The sequence below is a fragment of the Bartonella machadoae genome, from assembly GCF_022559585.1.
Lineage (GTDB): Bacteria > Pseudomonadota > Alphaproteobacteria > Rhizobiales > Rhizobiaceae > Bartonella > Bartonella machadoae.
Map to the genome: position 1 here is coordinate 2,262,632 of NZ_CP087114.1, position 12,889 is coordinate 2,275,520.

The window sequence follows — 12,889 nt, forward strand, 5'->3', positions numbered from 1 at the left end:
TAAAACCGCGTAAAAAAAAGGAATAGCCGCTGCTTAAAAAAGTTTAGCGTTCTAACCTCGCTAAAACAAAGAGCCATTTTACAATTAATCTCTGATTAAAACACAAGCGAACATCTCACGATAGCACATACCAAACTCTATGAGACACTCTAACAAGCTCAGTCCTAAATATTCATTACCTATTCTCATAAAAACACCTCATGATTTTACGAAACCTCTATCATTGCTATCAATTATATCATTGCTACCAATGATGATATTTTACGACACAACGGAATAAATTCCCCCAAAAATTCTAAAAAATTTTTGTGCAAATCTTTAAAAAGCTTGCGTCTAAGCGTTTTTTATGGTCTTGCAAAGAGCTGAAAAGCAAGAATACAAAGAGACATTTTTGGTATTCTCCAAGCTTTTCTCTTAAAAAAAATCGTGAGGAAATCCACAGCAAGGGAGATGAAAGAGTACCAGAAAATTCTCTCAAATCTCTAAAAATTTGTAGCAAAATTCTCAAAAAACTTTGTGCAAATCTTTAAAAAGCTTGCGTCTAAACACTTTTTATGATCTTGCAAAGAGCTGGAAAGTAAGAATACAAAGAGACATTTTTGCTACTCTCTAGGCTTTTTTCTTGAGAAAGATCATGAGGAAATCCACAGCAAGAGGGATGAAAGAGCACACAACAAAGACCATGAGAGAGTCTACCGAAAGGAAAAAAGGGCTCTTATCACAAAAATGACGAAAACGCGCACTGTCGAAACAACAAGGGGTATTGCTTTAAAAACCAAAAGAGAGCGCTAAGAAAGAGGATTGGATAGAGACGATGAAAATTAATGGCAACGAAATTCGCCCTGGTAACGTTATTGAACATCAAGGCAGCCTATGGGTCGCTGTTAAATGCAATGCTGTAAAACCAGGAAAAGGTGGTGCATTTAATCAAGTTGAAATGAAAAATTTAATTGATGGTACAAAACTCAATGAACGGTTTCGTGCCGCTGAAACGGTTGAACGCGTGCGACTGGAACAAAAGGATTTTACTTTCCTTTATGAACAAGGGGATGCTTTGGTTTTTATGGATTCCCAATCCTATGAACAACTTGAATTACAAAAAGACTTTGTTGGTGAACGTGCCGCTTTTCTACAAGATGGCATGACTGTCACCGTTGAACTTTATCAAGAAAAGCCTATCGGCATATCACTTCCAGATCAAGTCACAGTAACGATTGCAGAAGCTGATCCTGCCATCAAAGGGCAAACAGTCACCTCCTCCTATAAGCCTGCTGTTCTTGAAAACGGTATGCGGATTCTTGTCCCGCCTTTTATTAATGCTGGCGAACGTATCATTGTTGATACCAATGAGCTGATTTATTTGCGTCGAGCCAATGAAAAATAATAAATAAAGGAAGAAAAGATGGCCCATTCTGCAATCATGAATGTCATGGTGCAAGCCGCGATGAAAGCTGGACGCTCTCTGGTGCGTGATTATGGTGAAGTACAAAATTTGCAAGTCTCTTTGAAAGGACCAGCAGATTATGTAAGTCAAGCTGATCGTAAAGCTGAAAAAATTATTTTCAATGAATTGAGCAAAGCACGACCAACATTTGGGTTTCTGATGGAAGAATCTGAAGAAATCATTGGCGAAGATTCACAGCACCGTTTCATTGTTGATCCCTTGGATGGCACGACAAATTTTCTTCATGGCATTCCTTTTTTTGCTGTTTCTATTGCCTTAGAAACTCAAGGAAAAATCGTTGCTGGTGTTATTTACAATCCTGTCAGTGATGAACTTTTCACTGCTGAACGCGGTGGTGGTGCTTTTTTAAACGACCGGCGCTGTCGTGTTTCGGCACGCAGAAAATTAGAAGATTGTGTTATTGCCACGGGCATGCCCCATTTGGGCCGTTCAGACCACGGCGCCTATCTTATTGAATTGCGCAATGTGATGGCAGAAGTTGCGGGTCTTCGCCGTTTTGGCGCAGCAGCTCTTGATTTGGCCTATGTTGCTGCTGGAAGAACCGACGGATTTTGGGAAGATAATCTGCAAATTTGGGATATGGCTGCTGGAATACTGATGGTTCGCGAATCCGGTGGTTTTGTCACCGATAAAGAAGGGGGCGACGCGATATTTCGCAAAAAAAATATCATTGCCGGCAATGAACGCATTCGCAAAAAATTAGAAGAAACACTCAAAAAAGGTCTTTAAACCTCAAAGACTATTCTTAAAAGCATCCTTGAAGGTATCACTCCCCATTTTTTAAACCAGAAACGATAAAGTTGTTATATTCTCACTTTTTAAATGTTACGCTCTCACGCTTTGAGAATGCGTAAAAACATCACGACAAACAATAAACACATCCATCTTCACTGAGAAAAACACCTCACAAAAGCATTGATATTTACACTATTCGACCCTTCACTGTTATAGACTTTCCATAACATTCTTTTCCCCATTCCAATCCAAACAGTTTGACACAATAGATTTAAAAGAATTGTCTCGCCTCAATCCTGTTAAAACTGTGCTTGAGGCAACAAGACATGCACCTCTATGCATCCTCATGATGCGACACAGAGCACCCTCTTGTAATAGAAAACCCCGCCACGCACATTTTACAGCTTCACTGATATTTTCTCTCAATGCCGCTCATGATTTTTTACAAAAACACGTCACAAACGCCCCAACAACCTTATAGAGCCCTTCGACACAACAACATCATTGAAGATACCCTATCAAATATTCATAGGATTCGTTATAATGAAAATCTTCATTTTCCCAAATCGCTGCGTTCATTTTACTGGTCAACTTTTCTTGCTCTTTTTTAATCGCCTCTTCCAGTGTCTTTACCTTCTCATCACCGAAAATAGTGCGTAATTTGTCTCTTGAATTGTCTATTCTTACAAGCATCTCCCAAAAAACCAACCGATTATCACATTTCTCACTTGCATCCCTCATCCATTCTTTTACGCCTAATTTATAAGCTTCTTCAAATGTTGGAGTCTTCTGATCAATGCAAAGACCTTTTTTCTCTTCTTTATCTTTCACTTTACATTCATATATCTTGGATTGAACCGTAGAGTAATAACAATCCTTGTCAAAGGAAAGATAACCCTCTTTTACCGCATCAATCAGCATCTTATAGTGAATAAAAATTTCTCTTGCCGCTTTATAATCACTGGAAATATCGTACAATAATGATAGAAGTGCCTTTTTACAAAGACACAGAGATTCACAATTATCAGGCATCATACAAGAAAAAACGTTTCCCAAAATCTTTTTTAGCGTTTCATATTCTGTATATTGGGGTATATCTTTAAAGTAGATGTCCAGAGATGCTAAATCACGATAGAGCCCTGAAGCTTTCCCTTCTTGTTGCTTTTCGTATAGTGCTGTAATCATACCGTCAACCATATATAACCACCAATGCAACAGCAACATCGTAGGCTTATGCCGTTTTTTGTTCGTAAGGGGATCGATAAATTTTTCAACAATTATTCCATTCTTTTTCATCCATGGCACAACTTTACGATAAGTTTCCTTAAAAATTGGAGCCATCATGAGTTTATTCATTCTTTCCATATGCTCAGCAGTCAATTCTGTTTTCAATGCCTGCACATAATAAAAAAATGTATCTGCATATCCTTGAACACAGATCTCTTTTATTAAGGGATGTTGCCGTCTACTCGCTTTAGCAATATGCTTAGGATTTTTTATCTCAAGAACATCCCTTTCCCACTGTTTTGCTTCCTCATCCCACTGTTCAATCCATGTTTGCGGTATTTTTCGGGTTTTTTCAAAAAGCCTTTCTTCGCATTGTGCAATAATCGCTCGATAAATAGTATACTTTTGATCTTTCAGTGACTCATCAAATTCTACACTCAAAATTTTCCACGCTATAAATATTCCTAATATGAATGCCAATATCGGTAAAATAAGTATGAAAAGATCGTTCATTGTTTTTATCTGCTTTTTCGTAAGTTAATCATTGGTACAGCTGTTTAATTGATTTCTTACTATTTTATCAATATGTATTATTTAGAATTTCAAAAATCTAAATATTCTACTTAATAAATTCACTATACAAAATATAGATTTTTATATTGGCAGATATGAAACAAAATGTATTTAATAATACCACTGGATAAGTTGGACACATCTCAAGAAAATGCCCTGAGTTTCTCAAATCCAGTAAAGGTGTATTCTGTCATCAAAAGATGCATTACAACAGAAAAACCAACCCCACAAAAAGCCGAAAGAGGACGTGTAATTTACAAATATAAAGATGAAAAAGACTGATCTTTATGAGAAGACTTATTCATGTGCAAATTGCAATTTAGCGAGGTAGGCATAGACGCCGTTTTTTGCAACAAGTTGCGTATGTGTCCCTTCTTCAACGATTGCCCCTTTATCCATCACCAAGATGCGATCTGCTTTTAAAATTGTTGCTAAGCGGTGCGCAATAACGAGGGTTGTGCGATTTTGCATCAATCCTTCTAAAGCTTCTTGCACCAATTTTTCACTGTTTGCATCTAAGGCTGAAGTTGCTTCATCAAGCAGCAGCAGGGGTGCATTTCGCAAAATCGCTCGGGCAATACCGACACGTTGTTTTTGCCCACCAGAAAGCATTGTCCCGCGCTCTCCAACTTGGGTATCAAAACCCTTTGGTAAGGATTCAATAAATTCGAGTGCATTGGCTGTTTTCGCCGCAGCAATAATTTGCTCTTCATGGACATTTTCAGTACCAAAAGCAATATTATCACGCAATGTGCCATCAAAAATAGCGACCTCTTGGGGAACATAAGAAATGGCACCGCGTAAATCTTGCAAAGAAAGACGATTTGTCTCCACACCATCAAAGCAAATTTTTCCGCTGATTGGATCATAAAAACGAAGGATTAAAGAAAAAAGCGTGCTTTTTCCAGCACCAGAAGCACCAACAAAAGCCACCGTTTCACCCGCTTTGATAGAAAAAGAAAGAGAGCGCAAAACCCTCTCTTCTGGTCTGGAAGGATAACAGAAATCAACTTGATCAAAAACAATTGCGCCTTGGACAGGTTGAGTCAATGGCACAGGAACTGCTGGTGTTGAAATGGCAGGCTGTTCTTGCAACAATTCGGCAAGCCGTTCAGCAGCACCTGCCGCTTGGATAAGCTCGGCACCAAGTTCCGATAATTGTGCAAAGGTTGTCGCTCCAAAAACAGCATAGAGAACAAATTGACCTAAAGCGCCTGATGTCATAGTCCCATTCAAGACATCTCGTGAACCAATCCATAAAACAGCAACCACACTGCTAAAAACCAGAAAAATCGCAAAACCGGTAAAAAAAGAACGCAAGATTACAGAAGCCCGTGCTGTCTGGAAGGCACGTTCAATCAATTGTGAAAAATGTGTCGCAACATGCTTTTCAGCAGTAAAAGCTTGCACGGTGCGAATAGCGCTTACCTGTTCGGTTGCCAGCGCATTGGCATCTGCAACACGATCTTGTGCTGCGCGTGTGCGTGTACGAACCTTACGCCCAAAGATAATCAATGGAATAGCAACAAAGGGAATAGCAAGCAGCACCAGCGCGGATAATTTAGCATTGGTGATTACCATCATCACGATTGCGCCGATGACCACAATCAGATGGCGTAAAGCGGTAGAAGCAGTGGAGCCAACGGCTAATTTTATTTGTGTTGTATCGGTAAGCAGCCTTGAAACAAGCTCACCAGAATGAGACTTATCAAAAAAAGCCGGTGAAAGTTTCATAATATGAACAAAAACATCACGCCGTAAATTGGCAACGATCCGTTCCCCCAAGGTAATGACGCAATAATAACGGCAGGCGGAGGCAAGTGCGAGAAGCAAAGCTAAGGCAAATAAAATAAAAAAATAAAAATTGATATGACCGTGACTTGAAGTAGAAAAGCCATGATCAAACATTTTACCAATAGCAACGGGCAACGCTAATGTGACAAGGGCAGCAACAGTCAAAGCCAAAAAGGCAAAGATAAACAACCAGCGATAACGGACAAAATAAGGGCTAAAAATTGCCAGTGAAGACAATGAAGGTTTTGTCGTGGAGGGTTTTGTCGATTTTTCTGAATGATTGAAAAAATTCATAGGCTTTCGCTCACTTTATGAGGTTATCTATAACTCTTGATGCAATGATGTATCTTGAACACTTGTTTTTTGATGCGTGCTCAGTTATAGGAGTGGTACTTTAAGCAATTTATCAAAAAGATAACAGAAACGCACTTAAAAAAGTGAAAAAGTGCCATTTCATTTTATAAACGCAAAAGGTTTACCACATGAAAGCGAATATTCATCCAGACTATCACAAAATTACCGTTGTTATGACGGATGGCACCCAATATACCACACGCTCCACTTGGGGAAAAGAAGGTGCTGTCCTTAATCTCGATATTGATCCAACGACCCATCCCGCTTGGACCGGTGGGTCTCAAACCCTTGTAGACCGTGGTGGACGCGTCTCTAAATTCAAAAATCGTTTTGGAAATCTCGGCTTATAAAAGCCTCCTTTTGATTGTAAACGACTTAACAATTTTCTTGAGACACATGGTTATTCAAAGGGTGAAACCTGTTATAAACTCTAGAGAGAATGTGTTGTTAGAATTTTTACAATGAAGGTTTTTAAACTTTCTCATAAGTACCAAAAGCCCACTTTAAAGTGGGTTTTTTGCATATTAGAGATAAATAAAAGCTGATAATGTATAAGCAGCAATGATAGGAAAAGAAAAACACCCTCGAAACATGAGAAAAGAGCGCACCCATAACGAGATCTCAAACACTGAAAGATTGCGATAGGGATAAATCTCCATTGAAAAAAATTGTTTAAGTTTCTTGGCGTGGGTTAGCCATGGAAACACTTCTTTAGCTAGGGAAATATTTCTTTGCCATTGTGAAATCACTCAAAGAACGTGCAAAGAGAGCAATTGATCACACAAGAGGTCAATCCATTTATAGTCGTGAAAAGAAGGTTAAAACAAAAGCACTGTTTTATGCACGCTTCCCAATGGTAAAAACGATTGCTTTTTTCTCTTGATAACTATGGGAGCTTTTCATGCCCTTTAAAATGGCAACCAACGCTTCTTAGCAAGATGTGACATGCCCCCATATTATGGTAAAAAACAAAATTTTTTTAACGCCTTTTGGCTTCTCACATCTTTTGCACAAGGGGCTGATTTGCAATGATAATTTACATTTTGCATGTTAAACGAGCCCCCCGCATATCGTAAGATTCTCTTATCTTAAATCTTCTTATGTACAATCAATCATAATCATCCCTTTTCCCGTCATAAGCGGGGCTGTCGTATGGATAAAAAACTCTAAAGAAAGGGGTAAAAATGCCTGTTATGAATCGTCTCAATACCAAGGGCTATCGCAACATTGGGGGCTGGCAGAGTGTATGATGGTGCTAGCTTGCTAGAAATCGGTACGAGATATAATAAAAATCTATTCCTTATAGGAAAAATCCGTTTTTTCTCTATAACACATGCTCAAGTGCTATTGAGAAACCATGAGAAATTCCCTTTATATCCTGATTTTAGAGCTGCGTAAGAAAAACACAACAAGCCATCTCAACGCTGGCACAACAAGGGCATCAGATACTTCTGAAAAAGTTTTCTTGATCTTAACCAAACCCTAATTTCTTCATTCTCTGTTCATCACGTCACTAAAGAGAAACCGAATGTCAAGATTTTGCTAAGCCTTCATAAACTTTTGAAAAGTAAAAAAACTCTCATTTTGATTTGTACATCAACGAAGCGCTCTCTCAATCTATTAGCATAATCTCATATCCAGACGGCACTAAACGGAGTAAGAGAGCATCATACCACCAACTCGCATACATGCAGAAAACAGACATAACGCCTTCACCAATCGCTATTGTTAATACGAACAATAGATAGGCATGATCTTGTGTTTCTTCACGGCGTAGTAAGTAATATCCAAAAGTAAAAAATAAGCACGTTATAGCAAACCCACCCGCAAAGAAATGTAGTGCAATCTGAATTGGTCTACGAAATAATAACATGGTAAAAAAAATGATAAAAAGCAGTTGTCTTAGGAGAAAAGCTAATATTCTCCATATTATTTTAAATATCCACACTAATATTATACGCATTATCTTGAGCGTTTTTCGCATTATTATTAAATAAACGCTCTGTTTTACATCTGGATTTTTTTCTTCACTGCTTGTCTTTTCAGCAGATATGCCGTCCACAACACCCCCCATTTTTAAGCCACAATCTTATAAAATAAGTTATTGATAATTATAACATCACAAAAGGCAAGAAAAATTTATTCATTTTAACGACAGAATAACTAAGCGCAAATGACTTCTTCTGATGATCAGCAATAGCAGCATGAAAAAGAAAAAGTCTATAATATCAAACTCTTCAATATAGCAATCACGTTATAATTTCACCAAAAAAACCAATATCCACCTCTAAACTACAGCATAGCATGATACCACCCCATGATACCACCATTGATAAATGAACTTTAAAGCAACATCTTCCCTTCCCCCAACTTCTCAACAGCCATTATACTCCACCATCTTTACCCTCAGAAGAAGCACACCGGCACCATCATAGGCTTTACCAGCCCCCAATGTGCGACAGCCCTTACATTAAGAGATTCATAACAAGCATTTTACGCCTTTCTCAATGTTTCCCCCACACACCAACCCCGCTTGTGACGTGCAAAAAAATGATTTTCTTTCATTGAATAGAAGAAAGATTGAAATAAGAGGATTTTAAGATAAGAGAATCTCACGATATTCGTATCTCTCATTCAATAAGCGAAAAATAAATGATTTTTATCAATCAATATATTGAGAGTGCCGCTAAAGACATCCCACCCTAAGAACATAAACAATAGCTAGAGAAAAAATTCTGAGAAAACTTTTAAGACAAAAACCTTCCCCATCATTTTTATCATGATGGGGGCATCACAAACCAAATAGAAACAAACAATTTTTCTGCGTTCCAGCACAGAACTTAGTTTCTAAGCACAAGATTGCTCGTGCTCTTTTGTCCATTGTCCTAAAGCAGCCAAATGGTTCATTCGAGCACGATGACAAAAAGCCTTTTGCGCAACAGCAATATTTTCAGCTTTTCCACCCCATGCCTTTAAGGCAGCGGCTTGCAAAGCACGTCCATAAGAAAAGGTCAATTTCCAAGGCAATGTGCCCAAAGCATTCATAGCAGACAAATGCGCCGTTGCTTCCTGATCAGATTGTCCTCCAGAGAGAAAAGCAATTCCTGGAACAGCAGCAGGGACTGTTTGTTTAAGAACCTGAACCGTTTTTTCCGCCACCTCTTCAACAGAAGCTCTGCGGGCATCTTTTCCATCAATCACCATATTGGGTTTTAAAACCATACCCTCCAAGCTAACCCGTGCCTCAAACAATTCTTGAAACACCGTCTGTAAGACAGCATGTGTTACCTCAAAGCAGCGTGCAATCGAATGCTGACGCGAAACCCCATCCATTAGTACTTCCGGTTCAACAATCGGCACAAGTCCAGTTTCTTGACACAAAGCAGCATAACGCGCGAGAGCTTGTGCATTTTGGCGTATTGCTCCTCTTGTGGGCAAAGCCTGTGCATCAATTGCAATCACCGCCCGCCATTTGGCAAAACGTGCTCCTAAAGCATAATAGTCTTTTAACCGCTCACGAAGACCATCCAACCCTTCTGTAATCGTTTCCTGAGGAAAAGCAGCCAAGGGTTTAGCCCCACTATCAACTTTAATACCGGGTAAAGCACCCGCCTCACGAATAAGATCTGTCAACATTTGCCCAGATGAGGCTTTTTGACGAATGGTTTCATCAAATAAGATGACACCAGAAATGGCACTTTCCATGGCTTCTTTTGCGCTAAAAAGCATTTCACGATAAGCGCGACGATTCTCTTCATTGGATTCAACACCAATGCTTGCAAAACGCTTTCCAATCGTCGCAGTACTTTCATCAGCAGCCAAAATACCCTTACCAGCAGTTACCAGAGCAAGTGCTCTCTCTTCAAGACGTTCATTCATAAAATATTCCTCATTATTCTGTTTTCACTTCCACAACTGAGCAGTACAACCTCATGCGCTGAGTCCATCAGTTTACAATTTTCCTTTACATTTTCTCACACCAGCCCTTTAATCCTGCATGAGGGCAAGAATACCAGGAAGGACTTTTCCTTCCATCCACTCTAAGAAAGCACCTCCAGCTGTTGAAAGATAAGTAAAATCATCAGCAACACCGGCTTGATTGAGGGCAAAAACCGTATCTCCCCCTCCAGCAATAGAAACCAACTGTCCTGCTAAACTGCATTTTGCTGCATGGCGAGCAACGGCAATCGTTCCTTTATCAAAGGGCGGCATTTCAAAAACCCCAAGTGGTCCATTCCACACAAGGGTAGCAGCATCATCAATCACGGCATTAATATTTTCAATAGAGCGTGTCCCAATATCCAAAATCATGCCTTCTTCGGGAATATCTCCAATATCATAGAGACGATGCGGTGCATTTTTTTCAAAGCGAAATCCAACCATTGCATCAACAGGGAGCAGAATGGTACATTGGCATTGTTGTGCTTTTTCAATAATTTTTTTCACTGTTTCCATGAGCGCATGTTCACACAGTGACTTTCCAACGCGCACGCCTTTTGCGGCTAGAAAGCTGTTAGCCATACCACCACCGATTACCAAATAATCGACCTTTTCCAGCAAATGATTCAGCACAAACAGCTTACTAGAAACCTTTGCCCCTCCAACCAGTGCAACCACTGGACGCGCTGGATGACCAAGCCCCTTTTCTAATGCCTGCAATTCACTTTGCAAGGAACGACCTGCGTAAGAAGGCAATAAATGTGTTATACCCTCCACTGAAGCATGGGCACGATGAGAGACTGAAAAAGCATCATTCACATAGAGATCACCATGATGGGCTAAGGCTTCAGCAAAAGAACAATCATTTTCTTCTTCCCCTGAATGAAAACGCACATTTTCAAGCAGCAAAATACCACCATTTTTCAATGCCTCAATTGCTATCTGTGCTGCTGGACCGATACAATCTGATGCAAAAGCGACCGGCTGATTCATGATTTTTTCCAGCACTGATGCAACAGGATGGAGAGAAAATTCTGGTTCCACCTTTCCCTTGGGGCGCCCACAATGAGAAAGCAAAATAAGCTTAGCATCCCGCCTTTGCAATTCTACCAGTGTCTCTTTATGTCGTTTGAGACGCGTCTCATCACAGACCTTACCCTGCGCCATAGGAACATTAAAGTCGACCCGCACAAGAACACGTTTTCCCGCAACATCAACATCATCAAGTGTACGAAAACCCATCACCGCTCCCTCTTCACTTGTCGTTGTTCAAAACAAACGCACCCGCTCAACTTTTTCTCCAGACAATTTTCTTCCCATCTTCAATTTTTTCTTCCCATCTTCAATGAAAGAAATCCGCATTGGTCTTTTCTCACTGTTTGTTCCGTTCTCACGCGTTCAAACCTTGTTCTTTCCTGTCAGTCGTGAAAATGACATACAATCATACTGCAACATAGTCTTCGCAGCTGTGTATCTCTTTATCGCACAAACAACAGTTACCGAAGACCGTCTCTCCTTGTTCAAAAAACCTACGCCATCATACTCTTTTATAAAACGCAACTTTAATGATTACAACAAAAAGGACCCGAAGGTCCTCTTTTATAGTGTTTTAGCAAAAGCAACTGCCGTATCACTCATGCGGTTAGAAAATCCCCACTCATTATCGTACCAAACCAGTACACGACAAAGTTGACCATCGATCACCTTCGTTTGATCATTGTGAAAAATAGCCGAATGCGGATTATGATTAAAATCACAACTGACAAGCTTTTCCTCTGTCGTATCTAAAATGCCCTTGAGAGGTCCGCTTGCAGCATTAAAAATAGCTGTATTAATTTCTTCAACTGTTGTGGAGCGCTTAGCCGTAAAGGTCAAATCCACCACGGAAACATTAGGGGTTGGTACACGAATCGACACACCATCAAGCAAACCCTTTAATTCCGGCAAGACGAGCCCCACAGCTTTCGCCGCCCCTGTTGAGGTAGGAATCATCGAAAGAGCAGCAGCACGTGCACGATAAAGATCACGATGCATTGTATCAAGCACAGGTTGATCACCGGTATAAGAATGAATGGTTGTCATAAACCCCTTTTCAATACCCACCGTGTTGTGCAAAACTTGCGCAACGGGCGCCAAGCAATTGGTCGTACAAGAAGCATTTGAAACAACACGGTGCTCTTTGTTCAAAGACTGATGATTAACACCATAGACCACGGTGAGATCAGCACCTTCAGAAGGCGCAGAAACAAGAACACGTTTTGCCCCAGCATTCAAATGAACACTTGCTTTATCACGGGCAGTAAAAAGCCCTGTACATTCCAACGCGATATCGATATCCAAAGCTTTCCAAGGCAATTGTGCTGGATCACGCTCTGCCAACACCTTTATCATAACACCCTCAACATCAAGGGCATCACCAACAACCTTCACAGATCCCGGAAACCGTCCATGAACTGAATCATAGCGCAACAAATGGGCATTTGTTTCCACTGATCCCAAATCATTAATAGCCACGACTTCAATATCTTTTCGCCCACTTTCCACAAGTGCACGCAAAATATTACGCCCAATACGACCAAACCCATTAATTGCCACGCGAACAGCCATTTCACATTTTCCTTGATCAAATTTTAGTGCAACATATTTTTGTGTGACACATGGGCATTGGCTTCCACCAATCCCAAATCATCAACAACCACCACTTCAATATTTTTTCGCCCATTTTCCACAAGTGCAGGCAAAATATTACGCCCAATACAACCAAACCCATTCATTGCCATGCGAACAGCCATTTCACATTAT

Annotated in this window: 11 protein-coding genes; 4 read left to right on the top strand and 7 right to left on the bottom strand. The window is 40.1% G+C overall.

All coding sequences use genetic code 11. From position 1 onward, the window contains the following. Positions 1 to 814 precede the first annotated feature (814 nt). Both efp and LNM86_RS10745 read left to right on the top strand, forming a co-directional pair. Positions 815 to 1,384 (top strand): elongation factor P, encoded by a 570-nt coding sequence (gene efp, locus LNM86_RS10740; RefSeq protein ID WP_241437666.1) that lies wholly within the window; start codon positions 815 to 817, stop codon positions 1,382 to 1,384. An 18-nt stretch (positions 1,385 to 1,402) separates the two neighbouring features. Next, positions 1,403 to 2,194, top strand: coding sequence for an inositol monophosphatase family protein (locus tag LNM86_RS10745; protein ID WP_241437667.1), 792 nt, complete (start codon positions 1,403 to 1,405; stop codon positions 2,192 to 2,194). 507 nt (positions 2,195 to 2,701) lie between these two features. On the opposite strand, the gene LNM86_RS10750 is transcribed toward LNM86_RS10745, so the two are convergent. Further along, positions 2,702 to 3,592 (bottom strand): hypothetical protein, encoded by an 891-nt coding sequence (locus LNM86_RS10750; RefSeq protein ID WP_241437668.1) that lies wholly within the window; start codon positions 3,590 to 3,592, stop codon positions 2,702 to 2,704. Positions 3,593 to 4,297: 705 nt separating this feature from the next. Beyond that, on the bottom strand, positions 4,298 to 6,088 hold the full coding sequence (locus tag LNM86_RS10755) for an ABC transporter transmembrane domain-containing protein (RefSeq protein ID WP_241437669.1): 1,791 nt from the start codon (positions 6,086 to 6,088) through the stop codon (positions 4,298 to 4,300). Between the two features lie 188 nt (positions 6,089 to 6,276). On the opposite strand from LNM86_RS10755, the gene rpmE reads away from it, so the two are divergent. Then, the gene (gene rpmE / locus LNM86_RS10760) at positions 6,277 to 6,498 is read left to right on the top strand and encodes a 50S ribosomal protein L31 (protein WP_241437670.1); all 222 of its coding nucleotides are present in this window, start codon (positions 6,277 to 6,279) and stop codon (positions 6,496 to 6,498) included. 389 nt (positions 6,499 to 6,887) lie between these two features. Beyond that, a complete protein-coding gene (locus LNM86_RS10765; protein ID WP_241437671.1) occupies positions 6,888 to 7,031 on the top strand; it encodes a hypothetical protein in 144 nt (47 codons plus the stop codon). Positions 7,032 to 7,760: 729 nt separating this feature from the next. Here the strand turns inward: LNM86_RS10765 and LNM86_RS10770 are convergent. The 5 genes from LNM86_RS10770 to LNM86_RS10790 form a co-directional block, all read right to left on the bottom strand. Beyond that, positions 7,761 to 8,210, bottom strand: a complete 450-nt coding sequence (locus LNM86_RS10770) for a hypothetical protein (protein ID WP_241437672.1) — start codon at positions 8,208 to 8,210, stop codon at positions 7,761 to 7,763. Positions 8,211 to 8,995: 785 nt separating this feature from the next. Beyond that, entirely contained in the window at positions 8,996 to 10,027 is a 1,032-nt protein-coding gene (locus LNM86_RS10775) for a class I fructose-bisphosphate aldolase (protein WP_241437673.1), read from the bottom strand. Positions 10,028 to 10,135: 108 nt separating this feature from the next. Then, complete coding sequence (locus LNM86_RS10780) at positions 10,136 to 11,329, bottom strand: phosphoglycerate kinase (RefSeq protein WP_241437674.1); 1,194 nt, start codon at positions 11,327 to 11,329, stop codon at positions 10,136 to 10,138. Positions 11,330 to 11,686: 357 nt separating this feature from the next. Beyond that, positions 11,687 to 12,694 carry a type I glyceraldehyde-3-phosphate dehydrogenase gene (gene gap, locus LNM86_RS10785; RefSeq protein WP_241437675.1) on the bottom strand — a complete coding sequence of 336 codons (1,008 nt, stop codon included), beginning with the start codon at positions 12,692 to 12,694 and terminating at the stop codon, positions 11,687 to 11,689. 23 nt (positions 12,695 to 12,717) lie between these two features. Then, positions 12,718 to 12,879 (bottom strand): glyceraldehyde 3-phosphate dehydrogenase NAD-binding domain-containing protein, encoded by a 162-nt coding sequence (locus tag LNM86_RS10790; protein WP_372712439.1) that lies wholly within the window; start codon positions 12,877 to 12,879, stop codon positions 12,718 to 12,720. Positions 12,880 to 12,889: the final 10 nt, after the last annotated feature.